The sequence below is a fragment of the Saprospiraceae bacterium genome (genome assembly GCA_016709995.1).
Classification (GTDB): Bacteria; Bacteroidota; Bacteroidia; order Chitinophagales; family Saprospiraceae; genus JADJLQ01.
The window spans coordinates 1,135,770-1,154,097 of record JADJLQ010000001.1; the positions used below are offsets into that span (position 1 = coordinate 1,135,770).

General features: G+C 42.7%; 16 protein-coding genes and 1 tRNA gene. 6 read left to right on the top strand and 11 right to left on the bottom strand.

Annotation, left to right across the window (positions count from 1 at the left end; all coding sequences use genetic code 11):
• Positions 1–65: 65 nt before the first annotated feature.
• Complete coding sequence (locus IPJ09_04790) at positions 66–581, bottom strand: GNAT family N-acetyltransferase (protein MBK7370749.1); 516 nt, start codon at positions 579–581, stop codon at positions 66–68.
• A 56-nt stretch (positions 582–637) separates the two neighbouring features.
• Between IPJ09_04790 and IPJ09_04795 the strand changes: the two genes are divergently transcribed.
• Positions 638–1,213, top strand: coding sequence for a hypothetical protein (locus IPJ09_04795; protein MBK7370750.1), 576 nt, complete (start codon positions 638–640; stop codon positions 1,211–1,213).
• A 217-nt stretch (positions 1,214–1,430) separates the two neighbouring features.
• Here IPJ09_04795 and IPJ09_04800 read toward each other — a convergent pair whose 3' ends face one another.
• Genes IPJ09_04800 through coaD form a run of 4 tightly spaced genes read right to left on the bottom strand, consistent with a single transcriptional unit; the run spans position 1,431 to position 4,884 of the window.
• Positions 1,431–2,252, bottom strand: a complete 822-nt coding sequence (locus IPJ09_04800; protein MBK7370751.1) for a GNAT family N-acetyltransferase — start codon at positions 2,250–2,252, stop codon at positions 1,431–1,433.
• Positions 2,231–2,779 carry a cob(I)yrinic acid a,c-diamide adenosyltransferase gene (locus IPJ09_04805; GenBank protein ID MBK7370752.1) on the bottom strand — a complete coding sequence of 183 codons (549 nt, stop codon included), beginning with the start codon at positions 2,777–2,779 and terminating at the stop codon, positions 2,231–2,233. The genes IPJ09_04800 and IPJ09_04805 overlap by 22 nt, the downstream gene beginning before the upstream one ends.
• A 7-nt stretch (positions 2,780–2,786) precedes the next feature.
• Positions 2,787–4,415 carry an L-glutamate gamma-semialdehyde dehydrogenase gene (gene pruA, locus IPJ09_04810; protein MBK7370753.1) on the bottom strand — a complete coding sequence of 543 codons (1,629 nt, stop codon included), beginning with the start codon at positions 4,413–4,415 and terminating at the stop codon, positions 2,787–2,789.
• 4 nt (positions 4,416–4,419) lie between these two features.
• On the bottom strand, positions 4,420–4,884 hold the full coding sequence (gene coaD / locus IPJ09_04815) for a pantetheine-phosphate adenylyltransferase (protein ID MBK7370754.1): 465 nt from the start codon (positions 4,882–4,884) through the stop codon (positions 4,420–4,422).
• A 106-nt stretch (positions 4,885–4,990) separates the two neighbouring features.
• On the opposite strand from coaD, the gene IPJ09_04820 reads away from it, so the two are divergent.
• Entirely contained in the window at positions 4,991–6,421 is a 1,431-nt protein-coding gene (locus tag IPJ09_04820; protein ID MBK7370755.1) for an amino acid decarboxylase, read from the top strand.
• 8 nt (positions 6,422–6,429) lie between these two features.
• On the opposite strand, the gene IPJ09_04825 is transcribed toward IPJ09_04820, so the two are convergent.
• On the bottom strand, positions 6,430–6,984 hold the full coding sequence (locus IPJ09_04825; GenBank protein MBK7370756.1) for a hypothetical protein: 555 nt from the start codon (positions 6,982–6,984) through the stop codon (positions 6,430–6,432).
• On the opposite strand from IPJ09_04825, the gene IPJ09_04830 reads away from it, so the two are divergent.
• Entirely contained in the window at positions 6,976–8,181 is a 1,206-nt protein-coding gene (locus IPJ09_04830) for a WG repeat-containing protein (GenBank protein MBK7370757.1), read from the top strand. The two genes, IPJ09_04825 and IPJ09_04830, sit on opposite strands and share 9 nt — an antisense overlap.
• A 107-nt stretch (positions 8,182–8,288) precedes the next feature.
• Positions 8,289–9,689, top strand: a complete 1,401-nt coding sequence (gene lpdA / locus IPJ09_04835; GenBank protein ID MBK7370758.1) for a dihydrolipoyl dehydrogenase — start codon at positions 8,289–8,291, stop codon at positions 9,687–9,689.
• A 45-nt stretch (positions 9,690–9,734) separates the two neighbouring features.
• Here the strand turns inward: lpdA and IPJ09_04840 are convergent, their stop codons facing one another.
• The gene (locus IPJ09_04840; GenBank protein ID MBK7370759.1) at positions 9,735–10,205 is read right to left on the bottom strand and encodes a DUF962 domain-containing protein; all 471 of its coding nucleotides are present in this window, start codon (positions 10,203–10,205) and stop codon (positions 9,735–9,737) included.
• A 321-nt stretch (positions 10,206–10,526) separates the two neighbouring features.
• On the opposite strand from IPJ09_04840, the gene IPJ09_04845 reads away from it, so the two are divergent.
• Complete coding sequence (locus IPJ09_04845; GenBank protein MBK7370760.1) at positions 10,527–11,279, top strand: NIPSNAP family protein; 753 nt, start codon at positions 10,527–10,529, stop codon at positions 11,277–11,279.
• Positions 11,280–11,309: 30 nt separating this feature from the next.
• Here IPJ09_04845 and IPJ09_04850 read toward each other — a convergent pair whose 3' ends face one another.
• Together IPJ09_04850 and cadA are read right to left on the bottom strand one after the other, a co-directional pair.
• On the bottom strand, positions 11,310–12,257 hold the full coding sequence (locus IPJ09_04850) for a TerC/Alx family metal homeostasis membrane protein (GenBank protein ID MBK7370761.1): 948 nt from the start codon (positions 12,255–12,257) through the stop codon (positions 11,310–11,312).
• 26 nt (positions 12,258–12,283) lie between these two features.
• Positions 12,284–14,362, bottom strand: coding sequence for a cadmium-translocating P-type ATPase (cadA, locus tag IPJ09_04855; protein ID MBK7370762.1), 2,079 nt, complete (start codon positions 14,360–14,362; stop codon positions 12,284–12,286).
• Between the two features lie 404 nt (positions 14,363–14,766).
• On the opposite strand from cadA, the gene IPJ09_04860 reads away from it, so the two are divergent.
• A tRNA-His gene (locus IPJ09_04860) sits at positions 14,767–14,842 on the top strand.
• A gap of 40 nt (positions 14,843–14,882) precedes the next feature.
• On the opposite strand, the gene IPJ09_04865 is transcribed toward IPJ09_04860, so the two are convergent.
• Positions 14,883–17,744 (bottom strand): VCBS repeat-containing protein, encoded by a 2,862-nt coding sequence (locus tag IPJ09_04865; GenBank protein ID MBK7370763.1) that lies wholly within the window; start codon positions 17,742–17,744, stop codon positions 14,883–14,885.
• Positions 17,745–17,747: 3 nt separating this feature from the next.
• Complete coding sequence (locus IPJ09_04870) at positions 17,748–18,287, bottom strand: hypothetical protein (GenBank protein MBK7370764.1); 540 nt, start codon at positions 18,285–18,287, stop codon at positions 17,748–17,750.
• Positions 18,288–18,328 lie beyond the last annotated feature (41 nt).

The following is an 18,328-nucleotide window of genomic DNA, read 5'->3' on the forward strand; positions in this document are numbered from 1 at the left end:
TCATTGCAAAATAATATATCCCCCTCTATAAATCTGTCCAGAAAATCGTGTTGTCCATGCGGAAATCAGAGACAAATTTTTTTCTCAAAACAATTGCACATGATATCATCAGGAGGATAATAACAATAGCCTATCGCTTCGTGATAATGAAGTTTTCGATACAATTTTTGTGAATAAGTATTGCCTAAAAAAGCATCCAGCCGGATGACTTCATAGCCATGATCTTCAGCATACTTTTCTGAAAAAGCAATCATGTACCTGGCCAAGCCCCGACCCTGATGATCCGGATCCACACAGAGTCGGTGGATGACCAATACCCTATCGGATGGATACGCCCAGTGAATAGCATTGAACTTTTCATCCTGATCACTATCGAGCGTGACCGTAGCGATGACGACCTCTTGGACCCGGATGACCCAGGTCACGCCATCTCTAATATTATTTCGCAACATCCCTGGCGAAGGATAATTATCATCCCATTGGTGAATGCCGATGCTCTCTAAATGGCGAGTGCATTTTTTATACAAATGCAGAATGGATTCATAATCGGTCATGGATGCCTTGATGATAGAATAGTCCATCTGTGGTTAAATGCTAATTTTAAAGTAATTTTACACAATATTTAATATTTAATTCATTGAAAACACAGCTTAAAAATATTTCTTCGCTCAATCTGATCACCGGCCTCTTGCTCGCAGGCATTTTTAGCAGGATGATCCCACACGTACCCAACTTTACGGCAGTTGGCGCTACAGCTTTATTTGCCGGAGCCATGTTGAGACCAGGATGGTTGTCAATGGCCTTACCCTTAATGATTCTTTGGTTGTCTGATCTTTTTCTCAATAACGGGATGTATAAAAATATGTATCCTGAGTCTTATACCGGTTGGGTGTGGATGGGCAATATCTGGGTTTATATTGGGTTTGCTTTGATCGTTGGGATTGGTAGATTATCGATCAAAAAAATCGGTTTTCAAAATATATTTGTTGGCAGCTTACTCTCTTCTGTCGTTTTTTTCCTGCTCTCTAATTTTGGTGTTTGGTATCATAGCCTTGTATGGCCACAGACCGGTGCGGGATTAGTAGGATGTTATGCTTTTGCAGTGCCTTATTTTTGGAATACGCTGGCCGGGGATTTGATTTTTAGTGGTCTGATATTTGGGGTTTATGCGTATGTATCTGAAAGGGGGACAAATCTTGTAGCTGAGAGTTGATAAGGGGCAAGCAAAGGATTTTTATTCATCCCGTATTTTACTAAAGTGGTTTGAGGAGTACACAGGCGCTCCCGAAGCCTCGGGAGACGCTAATACTTGCTTAATGGCAGGAAGGCGCAAAGAAATTTTTATCCACTCCGAACTATGCTCACGTGGTGTGGGCGAGCTCCCAAAGCCTCGGGAGCAGCAAAGAAATTTTTAACTAGGCGGAAGATCTTTACCCCAAATTACCCCCAACTCTTCCAAATATCCACTCCGGCCTATACGCTGGTGGTTTTCCCAGAACCATCCTGTATGCTTTTCTGTAAGGCGATTTATTTATTTTCGAGAGATAATCATGAGCGAAGGTATTATCATCTGGAAGCACAAGCCGATTATTTTTCTGAATATGATTATTCATCAATTCCAGTCCAATGGCTGAGGATTTGCTGATGATCCACCCATCACCTAATGAAGGTATGGACATCGCTATTAATTTATTTTTTTCTACCATGATCTGCGCCTCGGGCAAATAATTTTGCAATAACCTGGCGCGGTTTTCCCCTGTAACTTGTCTGTCAAAATCCAACATAGCGCAATGATAATCAGTGTGATATGGTGATAATAGTAATGAAGATGCCTCCGCCATAAAGTCATCCCATTTATAAAAAGAGTACTCTCCCTGAATCTTAAATCCCAACTTTTTATAAACCGGAAAACCCATCTCCGTGGCCAGCAATGAAATACCTGTGACTTTATCCCGGACCAAATCTATCAGCGCCTGGGTAAGCGCGGTCCCAAAGCCTTGATTTTGATGGGTGGACCTAATGATAATTTGAGTTAACCAGGCAGAATTTTGAAATAAAATGACATTGCCAATCCCAATGACCTGGTTTTGGAGGACTAATTTCATAGGATGACTAAACCACCATGTTGTGTAAAGCTTATATGCAGTCTTTATGTCAGGCCAATCTGTTGGTTGAAAGTCAGCCACCCAAACCAAATCTGCATCCGTCATGGGCACTATTACAGCCCCTCCTAGCTGCTCCTGGGCTGCCATTTTATTTCTTTTACTACCTGATCTTTAGCTATCCAGCGACTCAGTACAAAGAAATAATCAGAGAGCCTGTTGATATAGGTGATGATCAATATTTCTACGGCCTCCTGCTCATGCAAAGCCATTATCCGGCGCTCGGCCCTACGGCATATGGTCCTGGTGATATGCGCCTCACTGACCAGTCTATGACCTCCAGGCAATACAAAATGTTTTAAGGGCTCCAATTCATTGGTCAGCAGATCGATCTCCAATTCGAGTCTGGATATATCTGCAGGAGTAATATCCGGAGTAGGCATGTTTTGGCCGGGCTCTGAAGCGAGATTGGCTCCAATCGTAAATAATCTATCCTGAATTTCTTTCAACATGGTGCGATGATTTTCGACCATCAAGCCGTCCCTCAAGAGCCCGACCCAGGCATTGAGCTCGTCTACGGTACCATAGGCTTCTATGCGGATATGGTGTTTGGGTAGCCTGGCTCCACCATAGAGTGAGGTCATGCCCTGATCTCCGGTCTTGGTATAAATTTTCATGGTTTTGCTAATCTTTGGCCATCCAGGGATATCGATAATCGTGAGGCGGGTTGAAATTTTCCTTGATAGTACGCGGTGACACCCATCGCAGCAGATTGAGGATAGAACCTGCCTTATCATTGGTGCCACTGGCTCGTGCTCCTCCAAATGGTTGTTGATCCACAACAGCACCGGTAGGCTTGTCATTTAAATAAAAATTACCTGCGGCATGGCGTAGCCTGTGAGTGGCGTCGATGATGACATTTTTGTCCCTGGCAAAGACAGCCCCTGTCAAAGCATAAGGTGATGTTTTGTCTACCAGTTCCAGGGTCTGATCGTAGGCTTTATCCTCATATACATATATTGTAAGCACAGGTCCGAAGATCTCTTCGACCATGGTTTTGTACTGGGGGGCAGTGGTTTGAATGATAGTAGGCTTGATAAAATAACCTTCAGTTTTGTCAAAGGTACCTCCAGATATGATGGAAGCTTGCGAAGAGCGCTTCGCATGTTTGATATAGCCGGTGATCTTGTCAAAAGCTTTTTCATCAATCACGGCATTGACAAAATTGGAAAAATCCAGCGGCGAACCCATCATCATACTCTCCACATCTTCCAATAAATATTTTTTGATTGATTTCCACAGCGAAGCTGGTAGATAAGCCCTGGAGGCGGCTGAACATTTTTGACCCTGGTACTCAAACGCACCACGAGCCAGGGCCACTGCTACCGCTCTTGGGTCAGCAGAAGGGTGTGCCAGTACAAAATCTTTACCTCCGGTCTCTCCCACAATCCGCGGATAAGATCTGTAATTAGAGATATTGGCCCCAATAGTTTTCCACAAATATTGGAATACCTGGGTACTTCCTGTAAAATGAAGCCCTGCAAAATCAGGATGGGCAAAAACTACAGCACCCAGCGAAGGGCCATCAACAGTCACCATATTGATAACTCCCGGAGGCAAGCCTGCTGCTTCTAAAACTTCCATGATAATGCTGGCCGAATACAGTTGAGTTTCCGCCGGTTTCCAGACGACTGTATTACCCAGGAGCGCCGGGGCACAAGGCAGATTGCCTGCTATAGAAGTAAAATTGAAAGGGGTGATGGCTACTACAAAACCCTCCAATGGTCGATATTCCAGCCTGTTCCAAATGCCAGGGGCACTGGAAGGTTGTACCTCATAAATTTCCTTCATGTACCTAACGTTAAAACGAAGAAAATCAGCGAGTTCCGCTACAGCATCGATCTCCGACTGATAGATGTTTTTGGATTGACACAGCATGGTGGCTGCATTCATTTTTTGGCGGTATGGGCCACTGAGTAGGTCAGCAGCTTTGAGAAATATGGCTGCCCGATCATACCAGGGCATGCGTTCCCAATCGTTTTTTGCTTGCAAAGCTGATTTGATTGCTTTTGATACATGGTCTTTGGTCCCCAGGTAGTGGTATCCAAGGATTTGCTGATGGTCATGAGGCGATCGCATTGGAACAGGCGTCCCATAAGCCAGTTTTTGAGTACCAATGCTCATCTTAACTTCTTTAGTAGTAGACAAAGCCAGGTCGAGGGCAGATTTGATATCTTCTCTTTCCTTTGATCCAGGGGTATAAGCCAGGATTGGCTCATTAGTGACCGGGGGTAAAATATAATTGCCTTGCATAAGATTAACGTATTTTTAAATGAACTTCCTTAGGAATGAATGGACTGGCATCTCCGCCTCCACTGATGATTTCACGCACGATAGTACTGCTGATATGGGCTACTTCCGGGCTACTGATAAAGAATATTGTTTCCAATCCTTTTGCCAGGGTCTGATTGACTTGAGAGATGGTTTTCTCGTAATCAAAATCGCTTCCATTCCTCAGTCCTCTGACCAAATAGTCTGCAGAAATCTTTTGAGCATATTCCGCAGTCAGTCCATCAAAAAAATCTACTACAATCTTGGGTTCCCCCTCAAAAACATCTCTGATCCACTGCATACGATCTTCCAGGCTGTACAGCGATTTTTTCTGCGTGTTGGTGCCGATGGCTATGATAAACCGGTCAAAAAGCGGTAATGCTTTATAGACAATATCTACATGACCTATCGTGATAGGGTCGAAAGAACCCGGAAATACAGCTATTCGCATACTTAAATCAAGTTTTATTCAACCTCAATGATAACCCAAAAATAATTATTATTCATCCAATCTCTTTCCGGACCTGGATTCAGAAGTAAAATCTATATTTATCGGCATGTTAGAAAGATTGCATCAATTAGAGCTTGCATCAGCTGCTCTGGAGCCTTCGCGCGAGTTGCGCAATGAATGGTTAGATTCCTGGCATAATTATTTAAATGATTTTATGGATGAAATGGAAGACAAGCCCACCTTCGTCGAAGGCCAAATCTCCCAACTCAAAGAATTTAAGGTATCTGAAGCGCCTAAGTCCCTTCATACATTATTGAATATCTTCAAAACCGAAGTGAATCACTTTGGTATCAACCCAGCCTCCGGAGGACACCTTGGGTATATTCCAGGAGGAGGGATCTATGCCAGTAGCCTGGGAGATATGATGGCTGCTGTCAGCAATCGATATGCCGGAATATTTTTTTCTAATCCCGGAGCAGTGATTATGGAAAACCAACTCATACGATGGATGTGCGAGGTGATGGGTTACCCAGAGACAGCTCATGGCAATATCACTTCCGGGGGATCTATTGCCAACCTGATCGGTATAGTGAGTGCCAGGGACTCTAAGGGACTACACCGGCTCAATCTGCATCAGGCGGTCATATACACTACAGGACAGATACACCATTGTGTTCATAAAGCGGTGAGAATCGCAGGCTTAAGAGAATCAATAGCCCGCACCGTCCCTATGGATGATCAATATAAAATGGATATAACCGCTTTAAAAAGTCTGATCCTGTCTGATATTCAGGCAGGATTAACTCCATTTATGGTCATAGCTTCGGCCGGAACTACAGATACCGGGTCCATCGATCCTTTGGATGCCATCGCCGACCTTTGCGATCAACATGATATCTGGTTTCATATAGATGCAGCCTATGGTGGATTTTTTAATTTGTTGGACCAATGCAAACCACTTTTGAAAGGCATCGAGCGTAGCCAGTCTATCGCCATAGACCCGCATAAAGGACTGTTTTTGCCATATGGTATCGGTACAGTATTGTTTAAAAATCCTCAGGCGGTCCTGCAGAGCCACCATTACCGTGCGAATTATATGAAGGACGCATTTGATACTGATTTTGATGAATGGAATCCCTGTGATCTTTCACCAGAACTTACCAAACACTTTAGGGGTCCACGCATGTGGGTGCCACTCCATTTACACGGCCTGGCCCCATTCAAAGCTGCGCTGGAAGAAAAAATACTCTTAGCCCAATATTTTTATGATCGGGTGCAGGAATTAGGGTTTGAAGTAGGCCCTCCGCCCATGTTGAGTATCGTCATTTTCAGATTTAACCCTAAAGACAAAGACCCCAATGAATTTAATGAAAGATTGATGGAAGCTGTGCGAGCGGATGGGAGAGTATTCTTTTCCTCCACGTGGATCAATGACCAGGTGTGGATTCGATGCGCTGTGCTGGGATTCAGAACTCACAAAATAACGATGGACAAAGGCTTGGCTATGTTGCAGGATATCTTACTTAAACTGAAGTAAAACTTACCTCACTTCCTCACCCTACTCAATTCTAAAAATTGGAATGAGTCCAAAAAAGCAAAAGTCCTGAGATCGTCATCTTTTCGAAGATCACCTGCTACAATAAGACTGTAAAATCGATTGCCCGCCACGAAAGCTTTGGTTTTGAGGAATTTATTTTTTCCAAATTCGATCTTCCAAAACCAGCCCGGATACCCAAACTGTGTGATCTCCGATTCATATTTTTTGGTTCCATGGACGCTGGCCACAGACTCTTCGATGGTCGATTGGAAAAATTCTTTTAACAAGTCAGCGGAATCCGAATGCACCGTGCCTTCAGGATAATCACAAAAAGATATTTGATAGGTCATGAAGCTGTCTCTCGCATGGAGAGTATGGTACATCACCGGACCTATTTCTGTGGAGATGGTGTCTATAGTTGAAAGGTAATCTTCCGGCATCAATACTTTAAAATTGCCTTCACTGACGATGACCCCGGATTGAGCATACAAAGCTAATGGGAGGAAACTTGAGCTTATTCCGGATAATATCAGGATTGCTAATATTTTTGTCTTATGATACATCGATTTCTTAACGCAAACGAAGGATTAAAAATCACCAGTATCTTCATTTTTATCACAATTTTAAGTGGTTGGCTTGGCTGTACCTCTGACAAAAAGGAGTCCGATGACATTGCAAATAAGTCTGATTTAGAGCTTATTATGGAGGATTATGTAGAGCCGGGCATCAAGTGGGGATATATAGATACAGATGGTGAAGTGGTCATCAAAGAGCAGTTTGACGACTGCAGGGATTTTTCTGGCGGACTCGCTGCTGCATCCAAAAAAGGGCTTTGGGGATATATCGACCTACATGGCGCCTGGATTGTAAAACCGGTGTATCGTGGTACCTGGACGATGAGGGACGGCAGAGGTAAAGTCCGGGCAGTCGATGGAAAATTTGGCTTTATTGACTCAACCGGTGCTGTTGTCATCCTACCTGAATGGGATGACGCTGAAGATTTTTATGAAGGCCTGGCTAAAGTGAAAAAGAATGACAGATATACCTTTATTGATCAAAAAGGTAAAACCATTGGGGAAGACACCTGGGACCAGGCTTTTGCATTCCAATCCGGTGTGGCCAGAATCTCTCAAGGGGGATGGTGGGGATTGATCGACGCTCACGGAAATTTATTGATCAAACCAAGATATGATGCATTAGGTCTGTACTACGATCATAGGCTGCCAGTCTCTGTCAAAGGACTTTGGGGCTTTATGGATTCAGCATCAAAAATGATCATTACGGCCAAATATGAACAAGTGACTCCTTTCCAGGGCTTCTATGCTGCAGGTAAATCCGGCAATCAATGGTCCTGGATAGATACCGCCGGCACCCTGGTGGCCAGTATATTTTGTGATGAAGTGATGCCTTTAGGATTAGACAAATGGGGGGTAGTCAGGCAAGACACCTTTGCTCTTTTTGGTGCTGGCGGCCGACAAATCACTCCATTTATATACAGTCAAATCAATAGATACAACGATGGTTTAGCGGTATTTGGCAAAGATGGTTTGTATGGGTACTTCGACTCAACAGGTGAAGAACACATTCATAATATATTTTTATTGGCCTGGGACTTTAAAAATGGAGTCGCCCGATATACGCTCGGGCAAGGCATGGGTTTTATCAACAAAGAAGGCAAAGCAGCTCATGATGGCCTGTATCCTGATGTGAGAGATTATGCTCAAGGCCTGGCTAAAGTACAAACGGTGAGTAGAAACTAAGGCTTACGCAGCCTCATCTGAAGAATATTGCCTGGATTGAATCTTGACTAGGTCTCAATAATTAAGTATAGAGTTATCTTTGCACTTCAAAAAATAAAATTCGCATAATGAAATTTGATATTATCGTGATTGGCAGTGGACCAGGGGGCTATGTAGCAGCCATTCGGGCAGCTCAATTGGGCATGCAGGTGGCCATAGTAGAAAAAGAAAACCTGGGAGGAATCTGCCTCAACTGGGGATGTATCCCCACCAAAGCATTGCTTAAAAGTGCCCAGGTATTTGACTACCTACAACACGCTGAAGATTATGGAATTAAAGTGGATACCGGAGGAAGAGCAGATTTTAACGCGATTATCCAACGAAGCCGGAATGTTGCTGATGGTATGAGCAAAGGTGTACAGTTTTTGATGAAAAAAAATAAAATCACCATCCTGACCGGTCATGGCAAGCTACTCAAAAACAAATCAGTAGAAGTCACCGATGCCGAAGGTAAAATAGAAGAACATCAGGCTGATCATATCATTCTGGCTACCGGCGGTCGGGCTAAACAATTGCCCAATCTTCCGATCGATGGGGTAAAAATCATTGAATACCGCAAAGCCATGTCATTGCCTTTTCAACCAAAATCAATGGTGGTCGTAGGTGCAGGCGCTATCGGAGTAGAATTTGCTTATTTCTATAACACTATTGGCACAGAAGTCACTGTGGTAGAATTTATGGAGCAAGGGCTGGTGCCGCGTGAAGACGAAGATATCTCCAAAGAATTAGCAAGAGCTTTTAATAAATCCGGGATTAAAGTCTATGCCAATACCGAGGTCACCAAAGTAGAAACCACCGGTGTAGGTTGTATAGTCCATACCAAAGACCGAAAATCCGGCAAAGAGGAAACCATTGCTTGCGATATCGTGCTGTCCGCAGCAGGCATTACCCCCAATCTTGAAAATCTTGGACTGGAAGAATTGGGCATCCAGGTAGAAAAAGGCTTGGTTAAAGTAGATGTCAATGGAAAAACCAATATTCCTGGCATTTACGCCATTGGTGACATTACTCCAGGTCAGGCGCTAGCCCATGTAGCCAGTGCTGAAGGTATCCATTGTGTCGAAGGCATAGCCGGCCACCGTGGCACACCCATTGACTACAATAATATCCCCGGCTGTACCTATTGCCAACCGGAGATTGCCTCGGTCGGTTACACTGAAAAAGGAGCCAAAGAAGCCGGCTACGAAATCAAAGTTGGCAAGTTTCCCTTTTCTGCCTCCGGCAAAGCTAAGGCTTCCGGCACACCAGCTGGTTTTGTGAAAGTAATATTTGATGCCAAATATGGTGAGTTCCTGGGGGCCCACATGATTGGAGCGAATGTCACAGAGATGATTGCCGAGGTAGTGGTCGCCAGAAAACTAGAAACAACGGGCATGGACATCGTCAAGACGATCCATCCCCACCCGACTATGAGCGAAGCGCTGATGGAAGCTGCTGCAGCTGCATACGGCGAAGTCATTCATTTGTAGAAGATTATACAGGTTGTCATCCTTCTGAGCTTTATGCTCAAAGCACTAATACTTGATGCCTAGCTTAATGTATATAAAATGAACCAACCAGGCAGGGCCAATCAATAAAAACTGGAGATCTTCAAGAAATGAGGGTTTTTTACCTTCAATTTTATGGCCGATAAACTGGCCTATCCAAGCCGCAACAAACAAGATCAATGAGAAAAGAGCCAAGCCGGCATACGACCCATCCATGGCCAGAAAAATTTTTTGATTACCCCATAGAGTGAGGATAGCTACCAGGCAAAACGCCAGGAACATGGGTATAGATAATCTCAAATAATAAATAAGGGCTAGCACCAATGCCAGGCCACCCCAATTCAGAAAAAAATCCCTTTCCACAAAAAATGGAATGCTTTTAAGCAAACCGATCAGGCTAAAAATGATCGAGGGCACGCAGATCCAATGGATTATTTTGTTGGTCGCGTTAAGATGACTTTCGCCGTATTTATCTAATAACCAATGTATATCTTTCATATAAAGTAGAATTTAAGTAAAAATAATAATTAAGTGGAGCTGGCAAAAACTAAATACCCATAATGGCACCATTCATAAATTAATCACTGTTTTCGACTAGTCTGTTGTCCGAAGCGCTTTTATCTTTTTGACACGTATGGTGCGGTTTTGGAAGTTCAGTATCAAACCTAATCGATTATTATATCAACTCTATAATATATATATTTTTTATTATAAATCAGGATATTAAGCTTCTGACCGGTATTACCTGTATATCCAAATGACCTGAATTAGAAGAAAAGAAAAGAATGACTTACATTTAGGTATTTAAGATAACTGATTATGAATTTTATTACCATATTGATTTATTCCTTGTTGTTTCATTTTCCTTCTATGAGCTTCAAAAAGGCAGATACAAGAGTTTTTGAATTACGTATTTATCATTGTAACGAAGGCAAGCTCAATGACCTCATAGCTCGTTTTCAAAATCATACCACCAAAATATTTGAGCGGCATGGCATGCAGAATATTGGATATTGGCTGCCTACTGCTACAGATAACAACAGCTTGTATTATATCCTGGCTTATCCCGACCTGGCCAACAGAGAAGCTTCCTGGAAAGCATTTGGCTCTGATGAAGAATGGCAAAAAGTGCGTACCGAATCCGAGATGAATGGCAAAATCGTCAACAAAGTAGAATCGATCTATCTCAACGCTACTGACTTTAGTCCGGCTATTAAAAAATCTATCAAAAATCCAGAAAGGATCTTTGAATTGCGTACCTACACTTGCTACCCAGGTCGTATCACCGCGCTCGAAACAAGGTTTAGAGATCATACGGTTAAACTTTTTAAACAACACGGCATGACCAATGTAGCTTATTGGAAGACCATCGAAAAGGATGCTGCCAATACGCCCAAACTAGTGTACATCCTCGCCCACAAAAGTGAAGCTGCGGCTAAAAAATCTTTCGATGATTTCAGGGTAGATCCTAAATGGGTGGCTGCCAGGGATAAATCTGAATCCAATGGCAAGATTGTTGAAAAAGTAGAGTCTGTGTTTATGAAACCCCTTCCGTTCTCTTCCATCAGATAGTTAAATCCATCAAATCAAACGATCACCCTGTCAGCTTTCCTTATGTGACAAGGAGCTGATGACACCAGCTACAAGTATGGTCAGTATGATGATCAGTGCCAATCCACTCGGTATAGGCAAAAACTTATTGATCAGCATTTTGATACCGATAAACAACAATATCACGATCAAAGCAGTCTTGAGGTGGGTAAATTTTTCCATCATACCTATCAATAAAAAATAAAGACTCCTCAGGCCCAGGATAGCAAATATATTGCTTGTAAATATCAAAAATTCATCATGTGTGATAGCGAAAATCGCCGGGATAGAATCAAAAGCAAAGACGACATCCACCACATTGACTACCAGAAAAGTCAAAAATAAAGGAGTAGCGTGCCACTTGCCACCTTCTTTAGTAAAAAAATGATCTTCTTTGAAAAATGGAACCATACGTATCCACTTTCTCAACCAAATGACCATAGGCATCTGCTCTATATCCAAGCCATCATCACCACTTTTCCACATGCGATAAGCAGAGTAGATGATGATCATTGCAAAACCATACTCTATCCAATGAAACCTATTGACGAGGGCTACCCCACCAAAGATCATCAGTCCTCTCAATAATAATGCGATGATGATACCCCAGAACAATACCCGATGCTGGGACTGTGCCGGCACCTTAAAATAATTAAAGATCAAAGCAAATACGAAGAGATTATCAACACTCAGAGACAATTCTACCAGGTATCCTGATATATACTGAGTCAAAGCAGTGGCGCCACTATGTGGATGTCCTATGTGTAAGCCTATCCCGAACCAGTTTCGTTCATAAGCAAAATAAACAAATACCCCAAAAAGAAGTCCTATCGACACCCATACGATGGAGTTTCGCAAAGCTTCTTTAGTCGTAAGCGTCTGGGTCCCTTTATTCATTATACCCAGATCTATGGCCAGCATGCCAATCAAAATCGCTCCAAATATTACCCAGATCATCATAAAGCCGAAAAGATAAGACAGTTATTTTATTTGATTCTACTCCACATCAATCTAAGTGAATTTCCTATCACAACGAGATCTGAAAAAGCCATAAATAAGGCTCCCCACATCGGATTGAGATATCCGGCTGCAGCCAGGGGAATGGCGACAATATTGTAGGAGAATGCCCAAAATAGATTTTGTTTGATAGTGCTCAATGTTTGGCGACCTACGGAGATGGACTTTGAGAGGGTGCTTAATTTGTCATTCAATAGAATCACCTGGCTGGATTGTATGGCCACCTGGCTGGCTTGAGAGAAGGACACTCCCACATCTGCTGTGCTGAGAGCCGGACCATCATTGATGCCATCTCCAACCATTACAGTCGGACCGGAAGATTGTATGGGTTTTATCTCTGCAACTTTCTGATCCGGCATCAATCGACCCTGCCAGTGTTGGATACCTAATCGATCGGCCACAGACTTCACCTTATCCTGAGCATCTCCTGAAAGAAGAAATGGAGTGATGCCATAATGGTTCATTTGAGTCACGAAGCTTTGTGCATCTGGTTTGATCGAATCTGTGAGTTTCATTATTGCTACCAATTCATCATTTTTCGATACCTGGATGCCTGGAGTATCTTCGGACCATCCTATGCTCCAACGATTTCCGTTGGGATCTACCGCTGTCAATCCTTTGCCTTTTGCTTCGCTGACATGACTCGTTAACAATAAAGGATTTTTAAAACCACTTAGTTTTTTAATGACTGCCTGAGCTATTGGATGCGATGATTTACTTTCCATCGCATAGACCATCCCGGCGATCTCAATCTCATCCTCCGCAGCCAGGTACGATATCTCTATCTCAGGATGCGTGAGTGTACCCGTCTTGTCTAAGATGATATTTTTTGTCTTGCCCAGCGTCTCCAGTGTGCCGGCCCCTTTGATCAATATGCCCTCTCGCATTGCCTTCCCTAAGCCCGCCATGATCGCAGTAGGTGTTGCCAAGCCCATGGCACAGGGACAAGAGATCACCAGCACGGCTATGGCTCGCAATAGGGAATTGCTTAGGTCGATCGAAATAAAAAAATAATTTACCAAAAATGTCAGCACACTGATGATCAATACGGTAGGAACAAATATGGCACTGATCTTATCTGCCAAACGCTGGATAGGCGCTTTTTGAAAAGAAGCTTTTTTGACCATATCGATGATCTTACTTAGGACTGTTTCGTTGGATACCGATTCTACCTTCATAGTAAAATTGCCAGAGATTAGCTGGCTGGCTCCGATGACCTTGTCTTTGATGGATTTTTTGATTGGGACACTTTCTCCACTGATCCAGGACTCATCCACCAAGCCGGAGCCGGCTACAATTACTCCATCGAGGGGTATGGCATCACCTTCAGCTACAATCAATAAATCTCCCTTACCGATCTCCATTAAAGGAATTTTGACTACAGCACCGGACGGCATTTGCATTTTACCATACTCTACGGCTATTTTTTGCAAATCATCAATCGAACTACTGGTTTTTTTTACCCCTTTGTGCTCAATATAATTGCCCAACAAGACTAGTGTAAGTATGCTGGCGGCTGTTTCAAAAAATATCATCTCCGGTCTTACACTCACCCAACCGATAATGCTATAAATGAATGCTGCTATAGCTCCAAGACATATCGTTACATCCATATTGGGAGATCCTGACCATACAGATTTCCATGCACCAGGCAAAAATCGGTTTAAGCCAATCACTACAGCAGGCAATGATAAAAGAAACTGGATGTATGGTGGGTGCAAAAACTTCAATGCCCCGGGAAACACATGATGTAGAATGAGAGGCAGAGTAAATATCCCGCTAATAATCAATTGATTGACCAAGCTCAATGAAAGCTTCTTCTTATCACCTGTATGGGAGATTACCCTGTATCCGAGCTTATTGATACCCTCCGAAATCGTTTCTACCGAAGTATTTAATTCAGGAATATAGTGAACCAAACCTTCAACAAAATCAACCCTAACTTCTTTGAGGTTATTTTTTTTTAGATATTTTTCTATCGTCGCCGCACATCCGGTACAGGTCATTCCCTCTACTTTCAACTTTACCAAATCGTTTTGTTCACTCATCTTAGTTAAAACAAATGGCACCTTGAAAAAGTTATGATTGCAGCATTTTTTAAGCTTGTCAAAGCCGATAAAGTAATTTGTAACCAGGCAACAATATCATAATCACCCAATTGTCCTGGATATCAGCTCGCAAATGATCTTGGGGTACACATCACTTAGTTGTTAACATGAGCTGTTTTTGAGAAGCATATAGTGTGTTGGACAAAGTTGATTCTCCCGGATCCCATTTTGCATGACTCCATGTAGCCTATGCAGTCAGTCCTGGATGTTCGAAAAACTGGAAGGCAAAAAAAACCAGGACATACTGAGTTATCCATACTTTGAAACAAAATGCGAGAAAGCTTATTGTTTTGAGATCAGAAACTTCTATATTTGCATTTCTTTACCCCAAAAGAGGGCCATATGGTGGATGTAGCTCAGCTGGTTAGAGCATCAGATTGTGATTCTGAGGGTCGCGGGTTCGAATCCCGTCTTTCACCCATTTAAAGCTTTGATCTCCGGATTAAAGCTTTTTTTATGCTTAATTCAGGACTATTATTTTGCTGAGACCTTGTTTAGTGCCGGCGGTAATCTTCAAAAAATACACCCCGTTACGTAATTGTATATTGCTGATATTCAATTCTTTAGCAGTATATTTTTCTTCTTTAAGCAATACACATTGACCGACATTATTAAAAACTGCTATCTGTATCCGTTCGTTTTGAAGCTCCGGGCTCAATTCGATATGAATATCATTTGTTATGGGGTTAGGATAGATTTTGATTTTAGAATTGAGTTCATTTTGAGTGCTGACGGTACTTTTTAAAACTGCCATGATAGGCACCCTATCTCCTGCACACACCAGGTCAGCATCTGCTACCTGCCAGGCATAGAAATAATAATAATTAGCCTGGCCTGCGTTAGTGCCAGTGAGGGTGATAGGACCTGCGGTCAACGGATAAGCGATTGGTCCGTCAGTTCGATATAAAAGCGGTGATTTTGTTCCAAAGATTTTTACAGAAGTCTCTTCTTTGGTGGCCAAGGCATACCCTGTACCAATAGCCAAGGCAAAATTGAGAACGACCCTTGATTCGCCTTTTTCTATTCTGATCAGTTTGCTTGAGATCGTCTCCCCTGCCCCATTGATCAGTATAATCTCCCGTGTCCCGGCAGTATCAGCATAAACCTTAACCGATTGCAGAAAAGCCGGACGATTGACATCAAAGAAGAGCTTGCCACTAAAATTAGCAGCATGATATTTGGTATCTCCTGAAAAATCTTTGATCCCACCTTGATACACTTTGCCTGCCTGAGTGGATGTAGATTGAACAAAATAGGTAAGCGTTTTATCTAAAGGAGGTGTCAGGTAAGTATTGCCGGTATGAAAAGGTTTAGTATCCTCCGGAGTGGCATACCAGGAGATGGCAGTTCCTATGACAGAAAGATTTGCTTTGGCCGATAAGCCTACTGTATCATTCTTTACGATAAGCGCGGCAGGAGTCAATACCCGGATATAAGCTGTATCTGACTGGGTCGTTCCGCAGGTTTGTGTTACAGTAGCATAATAACTCCCTGCTTCACTGACTATGATCTCCGGAGTAGTCGCACCTGTATTCCATAAAATTTTATCGCTGGTCGTGATACTTATCGAGGTAGTACTCTTGGCGCATATAACCGAATCTGCCACGAAGACTTTGGAGATTGGTTTTGAATCCTTATCTATGGCTACTTTATTGGAGTACAAGGTACATCCTGCTGCATTCACTATTTTAGCTTGCCATTGACCTTCTGATTTTGCGACGATAGCTCTGGCGGTAGATCCTGTATTCCAGGAATATTCCCCCGTCAAAGGTATAGTGAGTGTGACACTATCTTTATCACCACATAGGATTGATTTGGATGGCACTTTGAGCAAAACCGGATCAGTGGCAAAACAATCATTTTGTTTGACGAATAAGGTCTTGTCCACAAACGGAGAGACTATGACTTCCGTGGACTTATCAGGCCATTGGATGATGATAGAATCTATTTTGGTAGCATCACCTATTCCCAGAGTCTGAGTCAGCGTAGTACTTATACCATAGCTAGTGCCTGATTGGATCTCCTTTGTCTGGGTGTGCCCTCCAGCTATTACCTTGATTTTGGCACCTACAGCCGACCTGTTTGAGCCTTTACCCTCAAGTCTGACTTTTACAAAATGATTTGTACTGATTGAATTATTTAACCATATTTGATCAGGTCTACTGCTAGCCTGATTGAATACTTCAGAATAGGATGCATAGATATCAATCTTGCCATCTCCATTGAGATCTCCAAATGAGAAAGATTCTATGGGATTGATTCCCAATACATTACTATTGACCAATTCAAATTTGTTGCGTCCCTTATTCCTATAGATTTGATGAGTACTGCCGGAGATGATCAGATCCAATAAACCATCCTGGTCCAGATCAACCCAGGCAGCTTGCACACCGATACCATTATAGGTAATACCACTGGAATCTGTCCAGTCAACAAACTTCATTTGACCGGGTACCCCCACATTGAGCAGAAGCCGACATGGGGCTAAATGATTTATGACAAAAATATCCTGATCTCCATCATTGTCACTGTCACCAGTCACAGCTACCCAGGATTGATCAGAGATAGCCAGGCCGGCTGCAGCAGCTGACTCTACGAAGGTGTCATTTGCCATTTGCTGATAGAGCGTATTGATTCGCCTTGGATCCGTTGGTTCTGTAGCTCCACCCTTGCATTTAGCTATGTAGAGATCCAGATCGCCATCATTATCCAGATCAGACCATACACTGCCATAATTGCCAGATTTATCAGAGGTAGGAATGGTAGAAAAATCAATCAGGGAGACAGGATTGTTATTGATACTGCCGTGACGATCATTAAGCCAAATCATATTTTCACCGAGGTCGTTACACAAAAAATAATCCAGCCAGCCATCGTTGTTGATATCGACCAGGTTACCTGCCTGGGCATACGCCTGGTTGGATCCGGCAAGCACCTGGATCTGATAGGTTATGCTATCTTTGATCAGTCGCGAGTAATACGTATATCCGGGGTTTTCATTGGCGGCAAAAACCATATCATTATAACCATCCTGGTTGATGTCAGCGATGGTTATGTTCCAAAATTCGTAGGTGGCTATGGGACCAAATGACCGCTCTGTAAATGGTTTTCCAGGCGCATTTTGGTACAATATGGACAACAATCTTGACTGACCCAGCCTGACGATGTCATCCAGTCCATCAGCATTCATATCTGCTATACCAATAACAGATCCGCTAAAGTGGGGAGTGAGAGGAAGTAAATTTGGAGAGGATTGAAAAGAAATCTGACCGAAAACGCTGAGGTGAAAAAATACACTTACAATACCTACCCATTTTGACATAAATTATTTTTTTCGTTTACCAAAAGGCGTCTTTAATTTTTTTGTCACCCGCTTACCTTCTTTTTTGTTTAAAAACACATATCGTGCTGATAGCCCTCTCAAACTGGTAAATCCGGGCGTACTTGACGCATTAGATTTTCTGCTAATATATAAAATAGGTGTATAATCCCAACTTAAATTTATACGCCCCACCGTAAATTCGATACCTGCCTGAATGGGGATCCCAAATCTACTCTGCACCATTGGTGCTTCCAATTCGATCAACTCCCATTTCCAGGCCAAACCTGCACCATAAAACATATTAAAATTTCGGGTGACGATGCTTCGGTGTTTATCAGCCAATAATACAAGCCCCATATTATTGCTGGCATAATCATCTGTAAATAAAATAGCCTCGATCGTAGTCTTTTTTTGAATCCTTTGTTTGAAAGTGAGGCCAAAATCAGTGCCTAATCTGATGCCTCCGGTGGTAAAATAAGTTTGGCCGGCAACGCTCACCATGGAGCATCCTGCCAATAGAAAAAGAAAGAGTTTTTTGTACATAAAGTAGTTAGTTTAATTTTATGCTTAGATCTATTTTTTGA